Origin of the sequence: Nostoc piscinale CENA21, from assembly GCF_001298445.1 — a bacterium.
Classification (GTDB): domain Bacteria; phylum Cyanobacteriota; class Cyanobacteriia; order Cyanobacteriales; family Nostocaceae; genus Nostoc_B; species Nostoc_B piscinale_A.
On sequence record NZ_CP012036.1, the window covers coordinates 5599482 to 5622572 of the forward strand.

Genomic DNA, 23091 nt, shown 5'->3' on the forward strand with positions numbered 1-23091 from the left:
CTTATCTAGGTAAGGCATATTTAGGTTTAGCTACCAATTCTTTAAATTTATGTTGATTAGCATATTGCATTAGTCCATCCATACATTCTGTAAAACTATCAAAAACATAATCAACTAAAACTAAGGCTTTAGTTTTCTGTTCTGCACTTAATTCAATATTGAGCAGACAATTTTCATTGGCAAATTGAAAATGTGCATTTTCTACATTTACATGGTGCTGACTAATATAAAAACATCTTTTATTTTTTACAGCCTGTAATTCGTCACCAACTTGCGCCATTGCACGTTGGGCGGTACTTCCTGTAGCTTCAATTGCGGCGATAATCACTATTTTTAGCAAAATGTCAGTTTCATAACGACACATTGCTACTAAATTATTAGACAGACGACGAGTTTTGATGGTTTTTTCACTCCAAACAAATTTGAGAAAGTCACTGAAGCGCATTACCTGATCAATTCCCAGCGTATCTAAATCTCTGAGATACCATTTCCAATGACTACCATCTTCTAGGGACTGCTGGTTAATAATTTTTTGGAGTGGATGATCACTCAACTCATCTTGGAGAATATCATGATTTAAATCTTTAAAACTCATTGCAAAATGAGCCAAACAAGGGAACCACACTAATCGTTGTTCTGGGTCTATTTTGCTATTGGTTAAAAATTGAAAAAATGGTAATTGAGAAAACTTTTTTTTCTTGGTGTTTAATATATTCTAAAACATCTTGCATAGTGTCAACCTATGATTTTTAATCAGTAATCTAGGCAATAAAAATTTAGTTGAATCTTGAGCGAGTCCAACAATATTGGGAACACATAAGTCCAACAATATTGGGAACACATAAATTATTGTAGAGACACCAAAAATAGCATCTCTGCAATATTTACTAGTTCCTAGTTCAATCTGGAATTGAGATGACTTGTTTGTATAAACTTTACACAGTTAAGTAGGCTTTAAGCTTGAAGAAGTTTAGTTTGATGATTAACCGTCTATAGTAAATATAAATAATAGCTGAGAGAAAAATCAACCCAGTTTCCGTAAATTCATGTATTTTTTACAAATACTCCTAGGAATTTACTTAAGTAAATCACACACCTAATCTTGATGATGGCTGTAAATTACAGCAATACCAAGGAAATTCACATTCTTGGTTAATCTATTTCTGCGAGTGAAGTTTGTATAAAGTTGGTGTAAAAATATATACGTAAAAGCGAAGTAACAAGCTTAATCAAATGTAATCAACCGTATGAGCAATCTGCATCTCAACCATGTATAATCTCAAGCAATACTGATTAATCAATAATACAAACGCCAAGTTTAACTTAAACTACTGAAAATTTTTCATAAATCTAAGGCTATGATTTCTCAAGATTATGATGTCTATGCGGTGGATGAACTGCTGAGAAAAATCAGAATTAAGGAAAGTCAATTAAAAATTGCCCAAGCATCAAATCTGCTTTATACCTCGCAAGCATTAAACCATCAAATCTTAGAATTACGCAGTCAGCTATCTGAGGCAGAAGACCCAGAAATGAAAGCGTTGATGAGTTTATTGGAAGATTAAGATTGACTTCCTGCGTCAAGGGATAAGGTAGACAAGGGGGACAAGGGAGATATTGGAGTATTCTGAAAAGTCTTTTGGTGTAGTTTATCTTAATACTATGTTTATGCAGAGACGCAATTAAACTGCGTCTCTACTATGGCCTGTTTTATGTGTGAGAAACGAAGTTAGACTTTTTTCAGCCAGCTAAACATTGCCCGTAGGTCTTTACCAACTACTTCAATGGGGTGTTCTGCTTCTTGACGACGCATAGCGGTAAATCCTGGTTTACCGGCTTGATTTTCTAAAACGAATTCACGAGCGAATTGTCCTGATTGAATTTCGCGGAGAATTTTCCGCATTTCGGCTTTGGTTTGTTCGTTAACCACTCTGGGGCCACGAGTATAATCACCATATTCTGCGGTGTTGGAGATGCTATCGCGCATTGTGGCTAAACCGCCTTCTACAACCAAGTCAACAATTAATTTAACTTCATGCAGACATTCAAAATAAGCCAATTCGGGCTGATAACCAGCTTCGACTAAAGTTTCAAAACCAGCTTTGATTAAGGCACTCAAACCACCACACAATACTGCTTGTTCGCCGAACAAATCAGTTTCGGTTTCTTCGCGGAAGGTGGTTTCCAAGATACCAGCACGGGTACCACCAATACCTCTAGCGTAAGCCATAGCGCGATCGCGTGCCTGACCACTAGCATTTTGATAAACCGCAAACAACGCAGGTACGCCTTGTCCTTGTTCATAAGTCCGGCGCACTAAATGACCAGGGCCTTTGGGTGCTACCATAACCACATCTACATCAGCAGGTGGTACAACTTGCCCAAAGTGAATATTAAAGCCGTGGGCAAAAGCTACAACATTTCCGGCTTCTAAATTAGGTTCAATTTCGTTTTTGTAAACTGTTTTTTGTACTTCATCAGGTAACAAAATCATGATGAAGTCAGCCGCTTTGGCTGCATCGGCCACATTTTTCACGGTTAAGCCAGCAGCTTCAGCTTTTTGTGCTGACTTACTGCCCGGATATAGCCCTACAATCACATTCAAACCGCTATCTTTTAAGTTCAGGGCATGAGCATGACCTTGGGAACCATAGCCGATAATAGCAATAGTTTTTCCAGCCAAAAGGTCTAAATTGGCATCTTCGTCATAGTACATCCGGGCCATAGAAGCATCTCCTGTCAGCAAGCATCACAATTATTTATAGGCAGGTTTTTGATCTTACCGTAAATTGTGTAACCACAGATAAGGGACTTCCAATTAGACAAGATATACTATCACTGTGTAGGCAGGGGGCAGGGAGCGGGGAGCAGGGAGAAAAAGAAAAATACCCTCTCTTGAAAATTGGATAATTTATTTTCTGCAAGTCTCTAAGCTCCGAAGCATTAAAATTTCTCTGTAATTTCAGATGCTGGCTCCTCAATTCTTCCCAATCAATAATTATCTTGGTATTTTTTTAGTTGTGCCTGGATTAATTTGCTGCCATATTCCTAGTCGTTTATTTTGAGCATTGGCTTGGGCGATTAAATATTGAGTTTTAGTTTCTGAGCAGTAGTAGATAGTATCTTGGTCAATAACTGCATTACCTTCGGCAACTAAGCGGAGATTGACTGATTGATTATCTACGAATATTTCGCCTGTAATGCGATCGCCTTCATCTTCTGTAACTCTTCTAATCACCACAGGACTACCTGCTGGTAATAATTGGTTGAGTTTCTGGGTTGCTGCTAGACTGTCTGGTTTTTTTGTTGCGTTCGGTAAATTAATACAAGCAAGTTTTACTGTCTGAATTTGCCCTGTATCGTTTTTGACGGTAATTATATTGCTATTCCCGACATTCAGCACGGTAGCCAGAACTAAAAGTAACTCTACAAAATTCATACTTTTAAAATAGGTATTTTTTTACACCGTTAATTGGAGTGTATTTTACTTGTCGGGTAGCTCCTGTGATTTGTCTCACATACACAGATTCGACATAATCATGGTTACATAAATTGCAACAAACCCATCAGTAAAACTTTCCTCGGTAATACTGAAATTAATTTCATCCTTCCGAGGTCGAATTATGGCTTTTGATTTACCATTACCACGCAAATCAGCCTTACTGGTGAGTGCTTTATTAGGAGGGTTTGTTGTTACTAGCTGTGCGGCACAAAATTTCTCTACTAAATCATTACCGCCAATTGCCAGCCAAGACCAAGCTGCATCAACGCTTAATAATAATGTCGTCGCCCAAGCGGAAGCCGCATCAGTCATTAGGGCGCGTCCCCAATTAATCAAAAAAGCCACAATGACAATTGTGGTGAACTCTGTTGAAAACAGCATTGATGCAGTTTCACAGATTATTGCAAAACAGCAAGGTGATTTGATTGGGTTAAATGAACGCCAACCCACAAAACAAAATTCCCGTCACACTGCATCTATACAGTTGCGAGTGCCGCAAAATTTGTTGGAATCGACCTTAGAAGAATTAGCTAAATTAGGTACAATCGAAAGCCGTAATATTACAGCCGAGGATGTGGGCGATCGCTTGGTGGATATTCAAGCTAGATTGACTAATCTCCGCAAAACCGAAGCAAATTTACAAAAAATTATGGACAGGGCTGGTTCTGTGCGCGATGTGTTAAGTGTTGCCCAAGAACTTAGTCGAGTCCGCGAATCTATTGAGCAAATTGATGCTCAACTCAAAAGCTTGCAAAATCAAGTCGCCTATTCCACCATTACCTTAAATCTAGAAGCGGCTGTATCTAGTAACAGTCCTCAACGTGCTTTAGGTTCACAAATTCAAGAAACTTGGAACAATTCGACTCAATCTCTAGGCAGCTTGACTGTTGGGCTATTAAAGTTAGGTATATGGTTAATCGTCTACACCCCTTATTTGTTGATTTTAGCTGCGGGTGTCTACGGTTTTCTCCGTTGGCGGCGCACTCATGAACTCCGAAGCTAAGGACAAATTGTGAGCAAGTGGGGAAAAGTAGAGTGTTGATCACAAGAAATCATCAATGCGATCGCATAACAAAATTAAGCATCGCTCACTCGTGCCTTGATTAACTGCTCTAATTGGGTGAGATCCTGCTCATTGAGTCCGCCGCTTTGTCGAATTACACCAGGTTCATTGTGCAGTCGTGCCATATATATCCGTAAAGCTTCTTCATCTTCACGGTGAGTCAGAACATAAGCTGTGAGTTCTTTTCGACTCATTTGTTGAAAGTCAGGCTTCAGTGTCATCATCAAACTCCCAGTGTCTTTGAAGTGACTAGCGTTGTAGGAAAACTTGGAATAATTCAACCCAATCTCTAGGCAGCTTGACTGTTGGGCTATTAAAGTTAGGTATATGGTTAATAGTCTACACCCCTTATTTGTTGATTTTAGCTGCTGGTGTTTACGGTTTTCTCCGTTGGCAGCGCACCCATACACCAGGAGAAACTAGAAATTAAGAACCTGACTCTTTCATGGGATTGTACCGCTTAACACGAAATAATGAGCCAAATGAATGCCAAGATCAAAAAAGCAAGCCCTAGGGTATTGAAAGTAGTATGCCAGAAATCCACCAATCTATTGCACAGCACTACCACGAACGTACTAAATATGACCCTCAAACCCTAGCCGCGAAAAATCAAAGGCTAGACTGGGCTAAACAACCAGTACCTTTTAAAGAGTATAAAATTGGCTCGACTTTTGATCTGAAACCTTACCTGCAAGAATCGTTAGAACCCTTGGCTACTCAAGCAGATGCAGGGTGGTGGCAAAGACTGTCTCGTTTACTGTTTCGGAGTTACGGATTAACTGCCAGAATGCCTTCTATGGGTAGCGCAGTTTATTTGCGTTCTGCGCCTAGTGCTGGTGGGTTGTATCCCGCAGAAGTGTATGTCGTTTCTCGCGGTACACCCATGCTCCCCGCCGGACTTTATAACTATCAGTGTCGCACTCATTCATTGATGCTGTATTGGGAAAATGATGTGTGGCGAGCTTTGCAAGATGCTTGTTTTTGGCATCCGGCGTTAGAAGGTACGCAATTGGCAATTGTGGTGACTGCGGTATTTTATCGTTCGGCTTGGCGATATGAAGACCGGGCTTACCGGCGAATTTTTCTCGATACAGGGCATTTGTTGGGGAATATTGAGTTAGCAAGTGCGATTACTGATTATCGTCCCCACTTAATTGGCGGTTTTGTTGATGATGCGGTTAATGATTTATTGTATATTGATCCGCAGCAAGAAGGTGCGATCGCAGTCTTAGCGATGGCAGATTTATTAGATATTCAACAAAATTTGTCTACAGGATGCACAGCTTTACCTTCCGCGACAGAAACTAAATATCCCCTCATCCCTGACGGTGAGTTGCTGAAATATTTCCACCGTCACACCCAAATTCAATCGGGTATCACTGGTAAGTTGAATTTACCAGCAGTGAAACAAGAAAGGTCTTTGGAAGACAAATATAATTTCCCTTTCTGTCTGAAAATTCCCACTGCTACCACACCAATTGACTGGGGTATAAATCTCTCCAGTTTAGAAGCGACTATTCATAAGCGCCGTTCTACTCGTGCTTACAGTGGTGATGATTTAACCTTTGATGAACTCAAGGCTTTATTGGATTTCACCTACCAATCCCAAAATTACATCGACCAACATCTTGACCGGAATCCCGACTACTTTGACCTCAACTTAATTGAAACATTTATTGCTGTGAGTGGTGTCAAAGGTTTGGAATCTGGCTGTTATTATTACGCACCCAAAGCCCAAGAATTGCGCCAGATACGGTTTAAAAACTTCCGCAGGGAATTACATTATCTGTGTTTGGGTCAAGATTTAGGCAGAGATGCGGCGGCTGTTGTCTTTCATACCGCAGACCTGAAAGCTGCTATTGCTCAGTATGGCGATCGCGTTTATCGTTATTTACACATGGATGCAGGGCATTTAGGTCAACGCTTAAATTTAGCCGCCGTACATCTCAATTTAGGCGTGAGCGGTATTGGTGGTTTTTTTGATGACCAAGTAAATGAAGTGCTGGGTATTCCTACAGATGAAGCTGTTATCTACATTACTACGTTAGGAAGACCAAGATAAAACAATTGGATTGACGATATGTCCGCCGTGAGTGCAACGAAGTGGAACAACCCAATCGGTTGCACTCCGCGTTTACTACCCTACGACAAGTCATAACAAGTGTTTAGTCGGACATGATATCACTTGACGTAAAATATAGTAGTAAATGTCCAACCGATGGAAACCAAAGTTTTTCTCAAAACTCAATATGACTCATATAGTTTAAATAACCAATGCTGCAAATATCACTTTATAGTTATGGATGATGATTTCATATTTACTAATAATCCTTCTCCAATTTGGATCTACGATAGCCAAAGCTGGCAATTTTTAAATGTTAATGCGGCAGCAATTAGTAAATATGGTTATTCAAAAAAACAATTTCTGCAAATGCAGGTTACTGATTTATATCATGCAGAATGTCAACCTATTTTATTAGATATTTTGAGGAAGAATCAAAATCAGCTAAAATTTAATTTTCAATGTCAACATCGTTGTGATGATGGTAAATATATTGATGTTGAAATATTGACATATTCCATAGAATATCAAAATAAAAAAGCTCATTTAGTTTATATTCAAGATGTTAACCAGGAGAAAAAAAGAGAGCATAATCTCCTAGCAGAAAACTTGCCAACTCATGTGCAAGATGGTCGCATCTTAAATACCTCTTTGACTAATTGTCAAATGATTGCTATCTGTCAAGATATCACCAATCACAAGCAAACAGAACAGGCTTTAAAAACTCAGTTAGAACGAGAACAATTAATGCGAACTGTAGTACAAAGAATTCACCAATCTTTGAACTTGCAAGATATTCTCAATGCTACAGTGGAAGAAGTACGACATTTACTGCAAGTAGAGCGTGTGGTTGTTTATCAATTTGCGCCTGATATGAGTGGTCAAGTCGTTGCCGAATCAGTAGAGGCGGGATGGAGAGAATCGTTAGGTGTCCAAATTGAAGATACTTGTTTTCAGACCGGGGCAGGCGTAGAGTATTATCATGGGCGGAAACGAGCGATCGCCAATATTTACACAGCCGGACTTACCGATTGTCATATTCAACTTTTAGAGCAATTTGAAGTCAAGGCTAACTTAGTTGTGCCTATTTTATTAGAAGTCGGTGGCGACAATACAAGTTCTCGACTTTGGGGCTTGCTGGTGGCGCATCAATGTTCTAGTACAAGAGAATGGGAAGAAAATCAACTAGACTTGCTGGATCAACTTTCCGTGACAATTGCGATCGCTATTCAACAATCTAGTATATTTCAGCAAGCCCAAACAGAATTAGCAGAACGGCAAAAAGCCGAAAGAGAACTGCGGAGTGCTTTAGCAGAAAAAGAAATTCTCTTAAAAGAAGTACACCATCGGGTCAAAAATAATTTGCAAATTGTTTCGAGTTTATTACAACTCCAATCTCAGACTCTCATAGATCCAGAAGTAATTAGAGTTTTTCAAGATAGTCAAAATCGGATTGATTCGATTTCGTTAATTCACAAAAACTTATACACTTCCCCAAATATCGGACAATTAGATGTAGTTGATTATATCCAAAGTTTAGCAACTAGCATTTTAATATCTTACCAAACTGGGCTAGATAAAATCGAATTAAAAACTCATATTGAAACCATTAGTCTGAATATTGATCAAGCGATCGCTTGTGGTTTAATCATTAACGAATTAATCTCCAACTCACTTAAACATGCCTTCCCCAATAATCAGAAAGGCACTATCACTATTACCCTAGAAAAAAATTCCTAATCATATCAAAATGTCTATTCAAGATAATGGTGTTGGAATACCAAATGATTTAGATTGGAAAACTACCAGTTCTTTAGGTTTATCTTTAGTATATGACTTAGTGACAGAACAGCTAGAAGGCAACATTACTTTAGAACGTAATCACGGTACAGTGTTCACCATCCAATTTCCCCAGTTAATTTTGCAGTAATATAGAAATCATATTTGATTTCTCAAAAAACAGTACACCCAAGAAATCCTCCTTCCTACTCTCCCACTACCAGCCTGCACAGATAATGTCAAAAAATCCAACCAGATTAATATATTTCTAATGGAGCCAGTGAGAATTTTAGTTGTTGAAGATGAAGTCATAGTTGCTAGAACCATTGCTAACCAACTCAATCAACTAGGATATACAGTAATTGGTACAGCTTCTTCAGGACAAGTTGCTATTACTAAAGCCTTAGAAGGTAAACCAGAATTAGTTTTAATGGATGTCATCTTAAAAGGTGAGATGGATGGAATTACCGCCGCATCTCAAATTCGTGAGCAGTTAGATATACCCGTAATATTTCTCACAGCTTACGGTGATGATAATACAGTACAACGAGCGAAAACGACTCAACCATTTGGCTATATCATTAAACCCTTTACACCAAAAGATTTACGGATAGCCATTGAAATTGGTTTATTAAAACATCAATTAGAACAGGATTTAAGAGAAAATCGAGACAGATTAGCCACTCTTTTAAACTCTATGAGTGATGCTGTCATTGCCACAAATGAACAAGGAATTGTGACATTTATTAACCCAGCAGCGGAGTCGCTCACCGGTTGGAAACAAGCAGATGCTTTGGGTAAAGACATATCTAGAATTTTGCAGTTAGTTGATGAAGTCACCGAAACTTCTGTAGAAAACCCTGTCACCAGAGTTTTAAGAGAACAACAGGTTGTCTATTTAAATGACTTTACATCATTAATTACAAAAAATGGTTCTAGAGTGCCTATTGGTGATAGTGCATCTCCGATTATGCGACATCCTGGGCAAATCAATGGTGTCGTAGTAGTGTTTTGGGATCTTAGCGAACGGCGACAAACACAATTACTCGAACAAGCATTACTGAAAGAGCAAGAAGTTAACCAGCTGAAATCTTTATTTATTTCTACTGTTTCTCATGAATTTCGTAATCCTTTAAGTGTGATTCAATCTTCAGTAGAATTGATTGAATTACAAGGAGAAAATTTAACAACAGACAAAAGAAATACTTATTTAAACCGAATTAGTAGTGCCGTGCAATCCATGAAACAACTCATGGAAGATGTGCTGTTTATGGGGAAATCAGATGCAGGTAAATTGGAGTGTCATGCCCATCCCCTAAATTTAAAGGAATTTTGTCGAGAATTGTTAGCCGAATTTACCATGATTCATCCTACAAGCGCAGAAATTATTTTTAGCTGTGAGAGCGATCGCACAGATGCCTTTATGGATGAACAATTATTACGTTATATATTCACAAATTTACTCAATAACGCTATCAAATACTCTCCTAACGGTGGCAATGTATTATTTCAGTTAACTTGCGACTTAATTCATCAATTAGCTATCTTTTGCGTTCAAGACCAAGGAATTGGCATCCCCGAAGCCGATCAAGCCAGAATCTTTGAATCATTTTATCGAGCTTCCAATGTCCAATCAATTCCAGGTACAGGGCTGGGATTAGTCATTGTGAAAAAGTGTGTAGAAGCGCATCAAGGACAAATTAGCATTCACAGTCAAGCGGGTGTTGGTAGCACATTCACAGTAATTTTGCCAATAAATTATTCATCCAATGCGGCTGATGAAGCATAATCTGGACATATCAACAAAGGCTGCTTTGAGAAACTTTAATAAATTGACTGAATGAAGATTACCAAATCTTCATTTACTTCAAGAGCAATTTATCCTTTAAATTCACATTTGGGGGCAAACTAAAATAAGTCAGATCATAAAAATTGTGTTTTCTATGAGCCAGAAATGTCCTACTTCCAAAACTTGTGCTTGTTCTCATATTGCACGTTGTCAAAGCCAGGAAGCAGGCAGAATTTTTCTCTGGTTTCCTATTTCCCATACCTTAACAAAAGTCACAAATTGGTTGCAGCAGTCTAAGCTAAAGTATGAACTCATGCAAGAGCGTCCGGGGTTAAGTGTAGACTGTAAACCCGGACAAGCCCAGGAAATTGCCCGAAAATTAGCTAAATTTCTAGCACCAAGGGAATTGCAAGAAACACAAGTTTTGTTTGTTCGTGGTGCTATTCAACCACAACTGCAAGACTTTAGTGATATTGTTTCGTTGCAACGCTTCATTAAGTTTAATCAGTCTGACTGGCTAGTAGATATGCTGGCCAAAGAACAATTCACAAGTTACTTTCAACCGATTGTTTCAATTCAAAATACATCCCAAATTTACGGCTATGAATCGCTGTTACGTGGCTTAGATGAACAAGGTAATGTATTGTCGATAGAACCAATCTTAGAATTAGCCACAGAAGCCGGACTGATACCACAACTAGACCGACTAGCTCGCCTCAAAAGTATCACTGAATTTAGCCGTCATCAAGTCAACGGGAAAATTTTTATCAATTTTGCACCCACCGCATTGTATGACCCCGTTTCTTGCCTGCGTAGTACAGTCGAGGCTATTGATCAAGCAGGTATTTCCCATGAACGGGTTGTCTTTGAAGTTGTCGAGTCAGATAATCCTCAAGATTTAGCTCACCTCAAAGCCGTGTTGCAATTTTACCGAGATTCAGGTTTTTCAGTTGCCTTGGATGATCTTGGTTCTGGTTACTCTGGTTTGAACTTGTTGCACCAGTTACGCCCAGACTTTATCAAGTTAGATATGGAGTTAATTCGAGATGTGCATCAAGATTTGTATAAAGCTTCAATTACCGAGAAAATTTTGGAGATTGCCCAAAAGTTAAATATTTATACAGTTGCAGAAGGAATTGAGTGTATTGAGGAACTGAATTGGTTAAGAGAAAGAGGCGCAACTTTTGCTCAAGGCTATTTAATTGCTAGACCTCATCCTGAACCTGTGACGATAACTCCGCACTTTGATGCGATCGCTTTAAGTTTAGCATCAGTGGATCAGCAACCAATCAAGCAGCAGGTAAAACATCAAAGTGAGTCTGAACGTATAGTTGCTGCTGTTACCCAGCGTATCCGCAAATCTTTAGAGTTAAACGAGATTTTGCAAACCACAGCCGATGAAGTGCGACAATTGTTTGCTGTAGACCGAGTGGTAATTTATCGCTTTGAACCAGACTGGAGTGGGTTAGTCGCTGTCGAGTCTTTAGCGCCAGGCTGTATGTCTCTGTTGGGATTGAATGTGATGGATACTTGCTTTCTGTCTACCCGCGCAGATTACTACCAGCAGGGCAATACAAGAGCAATTGAAAATATAGAAAATGAAGGACTATCACCTTGTCACGTTGAACTGTTGCAGAGTTTACAAATTCGGGCAAACTTGGTTGTGCCGATTTTGCAACAAGAGCGTTTATGGGGATTATTAATTGCTCATCAATGTAGTAGAACCAGACAATGGCAGCAGTCGGAGATTAATTTATTTAACCAGTTAGCCGGACAAGCCGCGATCGCCATTCATCAATCGGAACTTTACCATAAATTACAAAAAGCAAACCAAGAATTACAGCGTCTTGCGGCTTCTGATGGACTCACTCAAGTAGCAAATCGGCGCTGCTTTGATGACACACTCAACAGCGAGTGGCAAAGATTAGCCAGGGAACAAGCTTACTTATCTTTAATTTTGTGTGATGTCGATTATTTTAAGCTCTACAACGATACTCATGGACATCTGGCGGGAGATGATGCTTTGAGAAATGTTGCCCAAGCAATTTCTCAGACAATTAAACGCCCTGCGGATTTAGTAGCTCGCTATGGTGGCGAAGAATTTGCCATCATTTTACCCAATACCGATGCTGGAGGTGCGATCATAGTTGCCACAGAAATTCAAACTCATATCCGTGCATTGCAATTGCCACATCCCAATTCTGAAGTCCATCAATTCATTACCCTTAGTCTCGGTGTAGCAACTATCATTCCCAATCATCAATCATCTCCGGCAACCTTAATTGCTGCTGCTGATCAAGGACTGTATCAGGCAAAAGCCCAAGGGCGAAATTGCATAGCACAAATTAACTGTGAATAGACTGATGGCACTTTTTGCTTATTCATCAGTTTTTATAGTCGTAGCTATTTCTAAATGACGATTTGGAGTCCAATTTTCTACTCGTTGTCTATTTAATTCAACTACACCCAATAAGCGATAAATTGTATCAATAGATTGTGGAGAAATTTGTCCAACAGCAAACATGAATTTTGTTAAGGCTTCGGTTATGGGATTTTTGTTGATGATTACCTCTGGCTGGTTTTGCTTAATTGTTTGCATAACAGCATTCACTACTCTTGTTGGGGTAGAAATACCTGCTAATTTGGGTGCAGGTATATGACTATCAGCAGTCATTCCGATTTCAGAAATGTATCCCGGACAAATTGTTGAGAAATGGATGTTAGTATACGCATATTCCTGACGCATAGCATCAGTCCACATAATTAAACCTGCTTTACTGGCAGAATATATACTGTTATAGGCAACTCCCTTTTTACCAGCTAAAGAAGCAATATTAATAATGTGACCACTATCTCGTTTATTCATATCAGGTAATAATAAACGAGTTAATTCCATAGCAGATAAGAGATTGGTTACTAATATAGATTGAATTTCTTCTGGACAGTAATCTACAAAGGCTCGATGAATTTCTAGGCCAGCATTGTTAATTAAAATATCAACTGGAGCTACACATTCCTGAATGTGCTGGACTAGAACTGGCAACTGTGCCAAATTTTGAATATCAAAGGGAATACTAATTCCTCGTCCACCCAAATTTTTAATTTCATCGCATATTGTATCTAGCTTGGATTTTGAACGAGAAATGCAAATTATAGTTGCTTGTTCTCTCGCCAGCGCCTGTGCCAGATATACCCCTAGACCGCGTGAAGCTCCTGTCAAAAGTATTGTTTTCCCTCTGAGCTTGGTCATTTTAATTCACTGGTATTTCCATTCTATAAAATGTCTTAGCTAAGGAGGATGAACCCTGATTTAAGTTCTATTACTGTGTTAGATTATGGTTTTGTAACCTCACACTAGAGCAAACAATTAAAACCAAACATTTAATAGTTATTTTGCTTTTCTAAAGAAGCAAAATGTTTGCCCCCTAACTCAATAGCTGATTGTTCACAACCTATTTGCAATCTTGTTAAAAGATACTCTACATCAGGAGCAATAATATTAGTGCCATGATCTGGTTCTATCAAGCAGGCTAAGTTAATATCTGTGCCGTATTGATTGACCAGATTATAAATACTTAAAAAGTTGAAAACTCCTGATTCATAAGTGCCACAAGGTACAGAGGGATTATTAACTCCCATAAAATATTCGTGTTCCTGTAACCACGTCATTGCGGGGTATCCGTGAAAATGAATCATCGGCATCCCATGATTAATTAAGTTGGGTGCATAAAGAGATGTAGATAGTGCGATCGCCAACATTACATACACATCATAGGAAGGCTTAATATCCCCTTGTTTTGGGTCTACTCCCTGAGGTAAATCTAGCAATAATCTATCTGTTAAACCAATTCTGAGGATGTCACTCTCAATTTTTAAATTGGTTTTATTCGAGCCAGAACGCGCACTACAAATCCAGATATCTGGAATCTGTTTAAATCTATATTCTGCGCCTATCTTAGTCTTTAAATATCGTCTACCAATAGTATTTTGACGGACTTCATCACTACTGAATCCACTAACACAATTTAAGCTTTCCCACTCACTTTCTGATATTTCAATTTCACCTATGTACTGTGGTGGTTCAGCATAAGCGACAAAGCCGTAAGAAACACCTGTTCTACCATTAACAATTACATTCACAATATCTCGATGAGATTGTCTTTTAATCACTTCACTCAGTTTTGAACCTGGAGGAAAAAGCTTTGTATCGACTAATTTTGTACTCAAACCGACTAATTTTTGTGCATAAATTGATGACTGTGGATTGTAGCTGCCTAATTTAAATTTACTTAAAGGCAATGGTAATATCGGCACATAAACTTTAGGAATCAGTGATTTTAAGACGAATTGATCAAATTCATCCATTGAAAATATCGAATCAGATAGATTCATATTTAAAATGGAAAATTGTGATTGAGAAATTCCAATTACAATTTCTGAAAAAGTTCTCACAAGAGTATTTAATCCCATCTTAATTTTCTCTTGATAAGGAGTTTGGAAATTCACAAACTCTTTATCTATATCGGTGAGAACAATTACCTGAGTATTTGTTGGGTCTTCGATAAATTTAGCAGCACAATCTTCTGCCCAACCAATCAAACTGCCAATTCTTGTAACTGAAATTTTTCGACCTTTCAAAATAAACTGTGAATACAACTGATACAGCTTTTCGGCTACGAAAGTTTCCGCACGACTTCTGATTGAAGCTGGTCTATCAACATCAATAACAGCATTAATACCAGTTTTTACTACTCTAGTTTTAATGCTTTTTTTGATATTAGTAAATGGTATATTAATTTCATAGTAAAACTCTCTCGTAGCTTGTTCCCAAGGTATAATATTCACCCCATATTCTTGTAAATTCTGTTCTAATTTAGCTCGAAATTTGGTAATTTCTACATTTTTATATTTTCTGGGCAAAGGTCTAAAAGTGATACTTAGCTTTTGCGCCATGAGCCTAGGCTCAATAACTGGTTCCTGACAATCTAAACTTAGTTTATCGCCAATTCCTCCGATTAAACGCCCAATAGTTTGTAAGCTTAAACCTTGTGGTAATTCTATTGTAGAAGTGATGGAGCTATTGCATTGACTCGAAGAGCTTTGTCTTGAAACATCGCGCAAAAATTCTAAAATTTCTGGTTTATGAGCAGTTAGCTCTGCTTGAATCTCTGGTGTTAATACTCCTTTAGGAGAACGAATATTTAATTTTTCATTTTCAACCCAAATTTTTACACCTTTCTGATTAAGAATCGCTAAAATTTCGGATGTGTTCATAGTTATTTCCAATTTTTTAAACTCAGTATTATTTTCGGGCTTTACTGATTTATGGGATGAATTTTGTTTCGCACCCAGGCAAGGCAGTGTGTTACCCAGGTTCCCCAACTTTTTTCTTAAAAGGGTTTCCACCGGATAAAGTACCAACTGCCTCACAAAGACGCGAAAAATCAATCTTTAACTTTGGTTAAATATTTTCTTTCATCCCGCATTTATGAAACGTATATGTGCAGTATCTAAATCTCAAATATTTCTGACTCGGAAGCTTGAGCTTCTTCGGCTAAACGCTGTGAAAGCAATTCAATTGTAGGATAATGCCATAATAGTAAAGGAGAAAGTTGAAATCCAAAAAACTCACCTCCTTTAGCTACGAGAAACATACCTTGTGCTGAATCTAAACCGTAGCTATCAAGAGGTGCTTGAATGTCTATCTCTGCTACTTCAATTCCCAGTAATTCAGCTAGATGAGATGTTAACCAAGTTTGAATTTTTTCAACAGTGAAAGTTTGAATTGCATTCGATGAATTCATATACTGACCTTGATTTTTTTGATTTTGCTTTGTGCTTGGTGTTGTAAGAATTCAGAATACACAGAATTGACCAGAGTGTGATAACCAACACACAGATGATCACAAAATCTCTATCTGGCAGATTTCAATAATAAAGTATTCTGCTTCTGGATAAAGGTAGAATTATAGCCCTAATTTATTAATACTAAGGTAGATTTAATTGATGACTATTATTGCCAATCTCTGCGATTAATTTAACATATAATAATCATACTTTTAATTTAAATTTGTGTTCTATGATATTTTTTAAGAGTATTTTCTCCAATTTAGTTCGGGTTAAAATTAATTGATTAAATCTAAAAAGAATGACAAGTAGCCTATTTTTCAAAAAAGTTTATATTTAACAGGACTTACGCAACTTATACCAATTCACAATTCGCAATTCGCAATGACGCGACGCTCGTTCCTCGCTAACGCTTCGCTATCGCAGGCTCGCTACCGCTACGCTAACGCAATTAAAAAACTTAGATACAGCAAAGCTTTTAGGGTTTACATCTGTATCAAATTTTTCGTGAAATGGTATTAGTATTAGTTGCGTTCAGAAATAATATTCCTACTCCCCACTCCCTACTCCCAGCCCAAATACTATCTTTGATTGCAACTTGGTATAACATAAAGAGCGGGTAGGGCTGTGCCTGAACCCGCTACAATTAAAATCAAACCAAGCACATAAGAATACTTGGGAGTTTCAGTTGCTGAATTAAATAATTAGAAAGCAAGTTATGCTTGATTTGTTAATTAGAAGCTGCGCTTTCGGCGACATTATCAATGAGTTGCTCTAGAGTACGGAGTAATTCTTGCTCGTTGTAAGGTTTAGAAAAATAGGCTCTAGCTCCTAGCTGCATTGCCATACGGCGATGTTTATCGCTGCTACGGGAAGTCAGCATAGCAACGGGGATATTTTTCAAATCACCATTGTTTTTGACTTTGCCTAAAAATCCATACCCGTCAAGACGAGGCATTTCAATATCACAAATGACGGCGGCAATTTGTAAGCCTGTTTCGAGTTTTTCTAAAGCGTCTTGACCGTCTTTTGCTTGTTCTACTTGATAGCCGCCTTTTTCTAAGGTAAGTGCTAAGAAACGGCGGACGTTAATGGAGTCATCGATGATTAAAATTTTACCTTTGGGCTTGGGAGGTAAGGCCGCAAGTTTTTCACTGTCAACGAACAGAAAGGGTGTTTTTAATCTAACGGAGGGTAATTGATTGTTTTTGGGTGTATTTTGATTGGTAGCAATCCAATAGAGTAATTCGTTAGCATTAACTAAGGCAACCACTCGACCATCACCAAGAATTGTGCAGTTACTAAAGCCTTCTGGTAAAGGTATATTACCTTCAACTTGCCGGATGGCTACTTCTTGTTCGCCCCAACAACGGTCTACTTGAATGGCGACAGTTTGATTGTTACCTTTCACAATTAAGACACTGCTGGCGTTAATGGCGGCGGGAGTTTCCAGTTCGGGACTGTCGTAGCGGGGACAGTTAAATTGCAGATATTGTCCCAGGCGAATCAATGGCAGCATTGTACCTTGCCAGTTGAGGACTTCGCTACCTCCCATTGAGATGATGCGATCGCTTTGGAGTAAAAATACTTCTGATATGACATCAGTGGGAAATGCCAGCAATATTTTACTGGTTTCGATTAACAGCACTCTCGCTACAGATAAGGTAAAGGGTACTGATAAGGTGAAAGTCGTACCAACGCCGGGTTCCGTGTCAACTGTGATATCGCCGCGTACCAGTTTTAAATTGTTGCGTACCACATCCATACCCACACCACGACCAGATAAGGCGGTGACTGTTTCGGAGGTACTAAACCCCGGTTCAAAGATTAGCGATAGTAGTTCATCATCACTAGCACTTTCTAATAGTGAACTATCTAAACCCATTGCTAAGGCGCGAGAACGAATTTTTTCTAAAGAAATTCCTCTGCCATCATCGCGCATACTAATAATAGTCCGATTGCTGCGATGAGTGGCGTGAATTTCGATTAATCCTTGTTCTGATTTACCTAAGTTGCGGCGAGTGGCTGGTTCTTCAATGCCATGATCAAAAGCATTTCTTAATAAGTGCATTAAAGGGTCATTTAATGCTTCTAAAATGCTACGTTCAATTAACGTATTGCCGCCTTCAATTTTTAGCTGGACATTTTTTCCATACTCTACATTTAAGTCGCGGATGGCTCTCGGAAAACGCTCGACTAATTCAGAAATCGGCCGCATCCGCACTTGATTGAGTTTGGTTTGTAATTGCTTGGATGTTTTGTTTAATTTGCGAGCGATTTGGTCAGCATCATCGACACTTAATTGAATATCGGTGGAGACTTCTTGCACCTGGACAATTGTTTCGGCTATATCTTGCGATCGCAAATGAATTTCTTCGAGAGAGTGATGAGTGGTGGATAAGTGCTGAGTTGGGGAAGAAACACTTTCATTTTCTGAATTTTCAGTTAATATGATGCCGTTATTTTGCCGGATACTAGCTGATAGTACACGGTTATATGCCATACGTAATTCTTGATTTTCTCTATCCAGATTCTGCACTTTCTGTCCGAGATTGCGTGAGAGTTTACGTAACTTTTCTAGTTGCGAATGCAGTCCGTTTCTCTGCACAATTAGTTCACTAAATAAATCATTAATTTGTTCTAATTGTTTACTAGGAACTCTGACTGTATTTTCGGAATGTTCGCGGTCTTTACTAGGCGTAATTGGTTCAGTTTTATGTTCAGCAATAATATTGTTAATTTCCGGCAGATTCACAGAATGAATATCTGCCTCTACAGGCATAAAATTACTTGCAGTTATTTCTGTTTCTTGGTGAATTACAGGTGTTTCGACTAATTCTATTTCTGGGTAAACGCCGTTATCTGTAGCCAAGAATTGAGCGATTGCATCTGCGGTTGACAGTGGCGCAATTTGATTATAATTTGTGGAAGTAGTTGGTATTTCACTCAACTCAATAACTCTAGGTAAACTATCGAGTTGATTGGTTAAAACTAAAGCTTGCGATCGCCGCCATGTTTGCAATGCTATCTGAGCAATGTCTGAGATGCGTTCTGGTGCGGCAGATTCGATAGTTTGTTTAATAGAATCACACAGTTGGCTAAAGGCAGACAATTGCAGCATTTCTCCCAAACCGCCTAATTCCGCCGCCATAATAGCCACTTCTTCTTGTAAACAAGGTTGTTGACTATCAGCCAAAACAGATTCTAAACGTTGCAAACAACCTTCTACTTCTGTTTCAAATAACAAAGGAATAATACTTTGCCCATCTTCTGGAGACAATATTGTTGTCGCATCTTCGGGAGTAGGATCACCCAAACGTTGATAAAGTTCGTCAAAAACTGGATAACAAAAACTCGTTAACCATTCTTCTTCTATAACACTTTGGGTTGATAGCAAATCCACAATTTGCCGCATCCAATCAATTGCCGAAAGCAATAAACTTTGCAATTGTTGGTCAATTTCTAACGAACTTTTACGGGTTTTTAAAACTTTAAAAGCATCTTCTAAACGGTGTGCTAAATCACTTAACACCCGAAATCCCATCATTGCTGCACCACCTTTAATAGAGTGGGCAGCGCGGAGTGCGCCATTAATTTTTTCTAAATCTATGCGATGGCTGGTATCAATTTCCAGCAAGACTCCCTCTAAGGTATTGAGGTAATCTGTCGCTTCTTCCAGAAATTGCATCTGGATTTCTAATTCTTTATCTTGTGACATTGTTTTTAATGATTAGTCATTGGTCATTAGTTATTGGTCATTTGTCATTAGTCAAAAAAAGACAAATGACAAGTGATAAAATCAATTCACTTTAAAAGTTTCAACAGTCTCTTGCAACTTATGAGAAATTTCAACAGTTTGTTTAAGAGATTGGCAAACAGAGCTAGAAGAATCTCTGGTACGCTGAGAAATCGCCGCGATTTCTTTCATTAACAAACTCACAGTTTGCGATGTTTGCACTTGAGATGCGGTTGCAGAAGAAATAGACTGTACTAAAGAATCAATTTGACGAGAAACATCAAAAATCTGGCCGAGATTTTGTTTGGCTTCTTCCACTACCCGCGCACCTTCACCAACTTGGGTAGTACCAATTTCCATCGCCTGCACAACGGCGCTGGTTTCCCGTTGAATGTTCTCGACAATTTGTTCAATTTCTTGGGTGGCTGCGGCGCTACGGGCTGCTAACTCACCTACTTCTTCGGCTACCACAGCAAAACCTTGTCCTTCTTCACCAGCACGGGCGGCTTCGATACCTGCGTTAATGGCGAGTAAGTTAGTTTGCATCGCAATTTGATTAATTAAGGAAACGACACGAGAAATTTGTTGGGAAGACTCGCCTAAACGTTTGACTTTCTGGGCGGTTTCGCCGACAGTTTCCCGCAATGAAAGAATGTTCTGCACTGTTAAATACATCGCCTCTTCACTTTTAGAAGCATTTTGGGCGGCGTTATTCGCCACGGTAGCAGCTTGTTCCGCACTATTAGCCACTGCTTGCATAGAATGAGTCATATTATCCACAGCATCTAAGGCGCGGTTAATTTCCTCGGCTTGTACCAGGGCTTCGTCTGCAAGTTTTTGAATAGCTGTTTCGTTGGAACCAATAGCAGTGTTGACTTGGGTGGCTGCTTGTTTAACTTGGGTAACGATATCCCGCAAACTCTCGACAATAGAGTTGAAAAAGTCGGCGACAGTGCCAATTTCACCATCTGTAACATCTGCGCGGACTGTTAAGTCACCTCTAGCTGCACCTTCTATATCGTTGAGTAGTTCTAAGAGTTGCAGTTGTAAGGCTTCTTGTGTGGGGCGTTCTTCTGGGGAAGTGGCTTGAATTATTGTCTTAGTGTGGTCAATTTCGGCTTGTTCGTTGACTAATACCTGCAATTTGGCAGCCATGTGATCAATATTGGCACTTAATACGCCTAACTCGTCTTCTCTTTCGGAGGCGAGGCGGATGTTGAGTTCACCTTGTCCGAGTTTGGCGACGGCGGCGGTGGCATTGATGATTGGCTGTGTGGTACGTTTGGCTAACCAAGCTGCGATCGCTGCTACAATTATTCCAATCAAGGCTGTGCCAATCATTACAATCCACAACAATTGTTGTTGTGTACCGTATAAAATTGCCGCATCATTGGTGAGTAATATTTGCCAATTTAAATCTGATACACCTGCAATTTTGGGTGCTGGAACGTAACTAATTAATTGCCGTTTACGCTGGCTTTGGGGAACGGTTGTGAGTGTAGCAATATTATTGGTGGCGAGAATTTTGGCTAAACCAGGATACTCGGCTTTTGCTTCTTTGCCTAATAATTCTGGGCGTGAACTTAAGAAAACTTTGCCAGAATTATTGACTAAAGCATATTGATAACCATTAACAGCATAATTTTTGATAGTTTCGGCTAAAGCTTTGGTTGGTAGACTGGTTCTGACTACGCCTAAAGTTTTACCTGTGATGCTATTTTTAATTGGGGCAGCAAGATAAATATCAGCAGACTTTTCTGGCTGCATAATGACGGCCGCATCTTTTAGCAGTGTCGCTTGAAAATAACTATTGTCTTTTTGGTTATCTATCGATTCACCCGAAGATTGAACAATGACATTTCCCTCGGTATCGAAGACCGCAATACTATTATAATTCTGATAATTTGTGAGAATTTTATCGAGTAGTGCTTGCTTTTCTTGATTATTAGTATTGCTAGTGAGGTTGCCCTTGGCAAATAAAGGTGAGTTAGCCAGTATTTGAATATCTCCATATCGGTCGGACATAAAGCGGTTAATTTTTTCAGTTAAATCAACAGCTTCAGTCGTTTGAGATTGGGTAATTTGCTTGGTTAAGGATTTACTAGTTAAATGGTAGGCGATCGCACCAATGAATAAAGCTGGTATAGTACTGATGGCGATCGCTAACATTGTTGCTTTTGTTTCTAAACTCAGCCTTTTTAAATGTCCACCTAAATTTGGCTGTGTTTCTCCATCAGCATTCGCTATCTGAGAACTAGTCTTCCAAGGTATCTTATTCTCAGAAACCTTGGTCGATGCAATTAACGAAGCACGATTTTTTTCCATCACCACTCTTAGCCGTGTCAGTCTTATTAAACATGCTGAACTTCTCCTGCATAGGTACATCAAAAAATATTTAAAGTTATCTAATAATAGATAACTTAATCACTGCGGAGAATAGAAGATTGCACAATTGCTTGTGCATCTAACGCCAGTAAAATTTCTTCTTGCTGTACAACACATCCGCGCAAATAAGGAACTAAACTAGATGCTACTTGCCCAATTGGGGAATGAATCTCATCAACCAAAATTTTAGTTGTTCCTTTAATTTCTTGTACAACTAAACCTAAAAGCAGTGATTCTACCTTAATCACAATGACATTATACTGTTGCCTTCTGGTATCTATCGCTTCTAAATTCAACATTCGGGGTAAATCAATAGTCCAAATTATTCGACTACGCCAATTCATTAAGCCTAAAATACATCCCTGCATATTTGGCATTGGCGTTATCGCTTCTACAGGCAAAATCACGGCTTCTTGAGTGTGATTCATTGCCAAGATTGCCGCCGTTTGTTGATTTAGCTGAAACTTTAGATAACCATCTCCTAGATGATTTTGAAGCGGTTTTTCCGCAAGGATCACGTTAGTATTATTCATGAATTTAAAGCACCACTGATTTAATAGCTCTTAATAACTGTTCTCTAGTGTATGGTTTAGTCAGATACACATCTGCGCCTTGTTTCATAGCCCATAATCTATCAATTTCTAGATTTTTTGAGCTACAAATAACTATGGGTAACTTTTGAGTTACTGGATTTTTTTTTCAGTGAACGGCACAACTCAAAACCGCTCATTCCTGGCATAACAACATCAGTTACAATGACATCTGGTGTTTGTGAAATTGCTTGCTCTAAAGCTTCTTTCGCACCACTGGCTTTGATAACGTTATAGCCACTTTCTCTGAGATAATGACTCATCAATTCTAATTCGCTGGGCGAATCTTCAACAATTAAAATTGTGCCTACCAAAGTCAAACTCACTCCTAATTCTCC

General features: G+C 38.8%; 16 protein-coding genes and 2 pseudogenes. 7 read left to right on the top strand and 11 right to left on the bottom strand.

What is annotated here, in order from left to right:
* Position 1 precedes the first annotated feature (1 nt).
* Complete coding sequence (locus ACX27_RS23900) at positions 2–595, bottom strand: hypothetical protein (protein ID WP_144427518.1); 594 nt, start codon at positions 593–595, stop codon at positions 2–4.
* Positions 596–1358: 763 nt separating this feature from the next.
* Here ACX27_RS23900 and ACX27_RS23905 point away from each other — a divergent pair.
* Positions 1359–1565, top strand: coding sequence for a hypothetical protein (locus tag ACX27_RS23905; protein WP_062296087.1), 207 nt, complete (start codon positions 1359–1361; stop codon positions 1563–1565).
* Positions 1566–1729: 164 nt separating this feature from the next.
* Here ACX27_RS23905 and ilvC read toward each other — a convergent pair whose 3' ends face one another.
* Both ilvC and ACX27_RS23915 read right to left on the bottom strand, forming a co-directional pair.
* A complete protein-coding gene (gene ilvC, locus ACX27_RS23910; protein ID WP_062296089.1) occupies positions 1730–2725 on the bottom strand; it encodes a ketol-acid reductoisomerase in 996 nt (331 codons plus the stop codon).
* Between the two features lie 273 nt (positions 2726–2998).
* Entirely contained in the window at positions 2999–3439 is a 441-nt protein-coding gene (locus ACX27_RS23915) for a thermonuclease family protein (protein WP_062296091.1), read from the bottom strand.
* Between the two features lie 184 nt (positions 3440–3623).
* On the opposite strand from ACX27_RS23915, the gene ACX27_RS23920 reads away from it, so the two are divergent.
* Positions 3624–4505, top strand: coding sequence for a DUF4349 domain-containing protein (locus ACX27_RS23920; protein WP_062296093.1), 882 nt, complete (start codon positions 3624–3626; stop codon positions 4503–4505).
* Positions 4506–4579: 74 nt separating this feature from the next.
* Here ACX27_RS23920 and ACX27_RS23925 read toward each other — a convergent pair whose 3' ends face one another.
* Complete coding sequence (locus ACX27_RS23925) at positions 4580–4789, bottom strand: DUF6887 family protein (RefSeq protein ID WP_418006455.1); 210 nt, start codon at positions 4787–4789, stop codon at positions 4580–4582.
* Between the two features lie 74 nt (positions 4790–4863).
* Here ACX27_RS23925 and ACX27_RS34990 point away from each other — a divergent pair, with 74 nt between their 5' ends.
* The 5 genes and pseudogenes from ACX27_RS34990 to ACX27_RS23945 all read left to right on the top strand — a co-directional run bounded on the left by ACX27_RS34990 (position 4864) and on the right by ACX27_RS23945 (position 12554).
* Positions 4864–4995 (top strand): hypothetical protein, encoded by a 132-nt coding sequence (locus ACX27_RS34990; RefSeq protein ID WP_256364357.1) that lies wholly within the window; start codon positions 4864–4866, stop codon positions 4993–4995.
* Positions 4996–5094: 99 nt separating this feature from the next.
* Positions 5095–6627, top strand: a complete 1533-nt coding sequence (locus tag ACX27_RS23930; RefSeq protein ID WP_062296097.1) for a SagB/ThcOx family dehydrogenase — start codon at positions 5095–5097, stop codon at positions 6625–6627.
* A gap of 237 nt (positions 6628–6864) precedes the next feature.
* Positions 6865–8557, top strand: a pseudogene (locus tag ACX27_RS23935) (PAS domain-containing sensor histidine kinase).
* Positions 8558–8677: 120 nt separating this feature from the next.
* Entirely contained in the window at positions 8678–10195 is a 1518-nt protein-coding gene (locus ACX27_RS23940; RefSeq protein ID WP_062296098.1) for a hybrid sensor histidine kinase/response regulator, read from the top strand.
* A 154-nt stretch (positions 10196–10349) separates the two neighbouring features.
* Positions 10350–12554, top strand: coding sequence for an EAL domain-containing protein (locus tag ACX27_RS23945; protein WP_062296100.1), 2205 nt, complete (start codon positions 10350–10352; stop codon positions 12552–12554).
* Between the two features lie 18 nt (positions 12555–12572).
* Here the strand turns inward: ACX27_RS23945 and ACX27_RS23950 are convergent, their stop codons facing one another.
* From ACX27_RS23950 to ACX27_RS23980, 7 genes and pseudogenes are all read right to left on the bottom strand, one after another.
* On the bottom strand, positions 12573–13445 hold the full coding sequence (locus tag ACX27_RS23950) for an SDR family NAD(P)-dependent oxidoreductase (protein ID WP_062296102.1): 873 nt from the start codon (positions 13443–13445) through the stop codon (positions 12573–12575).
* Positions 13446–13576: 131 nt separating this feature from the next.
* Positions 13577–15469: a TubC N-terminal docking domain-related protein gene (locus ACX27_RS23955; protein ID WP_062298534.1), complete on the bottom strand. Its 1893-nt coding sequence runs from the start codon at positions 15467–15469 to the stop codon at positions 13577–13579.
* 236 nt (positions 15470–15705) lie between these two features.
* Positions 15706–15999 carry an acyl carrier protein gene (locus ACX27_RS23960; RefSeq protein WP_062296104.1) on the bottom strand — a complete coding sequence of 98 codons (294 nt, stop codon included), beginning with the start codon at positions 15997–15999 and terminating at the stop codon, positions 15706–15708.
* A 773-nt stretch (positions 16000–16772) separates the two neighbouring features.
* Positions 16773–19760: a hybrid sensor histidine kinase/response regulator gene (locus ACX27_RS23965; RefSeq protein ID WP_062296105.1), complete on the bottom strand. Its 2988-nt coding sequence runs from the start codon at positions 19758–19760 to the stop codon at positions 16773–16775.
* An 81-nt stretch (positions 19761–19841) separates the two neighbouring features.
* A complete protein-coding gene (locus ACX27_RS23970; protein WP_418006456.1) occupies positions 19842–22103 on the bottom strand; it encodes a methyl-accepting chemotaxis protein in 2262 nt (753 codons plus the stop codon).
* Positions 22104–22198: 95 nt separating this feature from the next.
* Positions 22199–22696, bottom strand: coding sequence for a chemotaxis protein CheW (locus ACX27_RS23975; RefSeq protein ID WP_062296108.1), 498 nt, complete (start codon positions 22694–22696; stop codon positions 22199–22201).
* 4 nt (positions 22697–22700) lie between these two features.
* Positions 22701–23079, bottom strand: a pseudogene (locus ACX27_RS23980) (response regulator).
* Positions 23080–23091: the final 12 nt, after the last annotated feature.

Coding starts and splice junctions, on each gene's coding strand:
- ACX27_RS23965 (WP_062296105.1), bottom strand. CDS start 19,760: ATGTCACAAGATAAAGAATTAGAAATCCAGATGCAATTTCTGGAAGAA.
- ACX27_RS23960 (WP_062296104.1), bottom strand. CDS start 15,999: ATGAATTCATCGAATGCAATTCAAACTTTCACTGTTGAAAAAATTCAA.
- ACX27_RS23900 (WP_144427518.1), bottom strand. CDS start 595: ATGAGTTTTAAAGATTTAAATCATGATATTCTCCAAGATGAGTTGAGT.
- ilvC (WP_062296089.1), bottom strand. CDS start 2,725: ATGGCCCGGATGTACTATGACGAAGATGCCAATTTAGACCTTTTGGCT.
- ACX27_RS23975 (WP_062296108.1), bottom strand. CDS start 22,696: ATGAATAATACTAACGTGATCCTTGCGGAAAAACCGCTTCAAAATCAT.
- ACX27_RS23950 (WP_062296102.1), bottom strand. CDS start 13,445: ATGACCAAGCTCAGAGGGAAAACAATACTTTTGACAGGAGCTTCACGC.
- ACX27_RS23920 (WP_062296093.1), top strand. CDS start 3,624: ATGGCTTTTGATTTACCATTACCACGCAAATCAGCCTTACTGGTGAGT.
- ACX27_RS23925 (WP_418006455.1), bottom strand. CDS start 4,789: ATGATGACACTGAAGCCTGACTTTCAACAAATGAGTCGAAAAGAACTC.
- ACX27_RS23905 (WP_062296087.1), top strand. CDS start 1,359: ATGATTTCTCAAGATTATGATGTCTATGCGGTGGATGAACTGCTGAGA.
- ACX27_RS23940 (WP_062296098.1), top strand. CDS start 8,678: ATGGAGCCAGTGAGAATTTTAGTTGTTGAAGATGAAGTCATAGTTGCT.
- ACX27_RS23955 (WP_062298534.1), bottom strand. CDS start 15,469: ATGAACACATCCGAAATTTTAGCGATTCTTAATCAGAAAGGTGTAAAA.
- ACX27_RS23915 (WP_062296091.1), bottom strand. CDS start 3,439: ATGAATTTTGTAGAGTTACTTTTAGTTCTGGCTACCGTGCTGAATGTC.
- ACX27_RS23930 (WP_062296097.1), top strand. CDS start 5,095: ATGCCAGAAATCCACCAATCTATTGCACAGCACTACCACGAACGTACT.
- ACX27_RS23945 (WP_062296100.1), top strand. CDS start 10,350: ATGAGCCAGAAATGTCCTACTTCCAAAACTTGTGCTTGTTCTCATATT.
- ACX27_RS23970 (WP_418006456.1), bottom strand. CDS start 22,103: ATGGAAAAAAATCGTGCTTCGTTAATTGCATCGACCAAGGTTTCTGAG.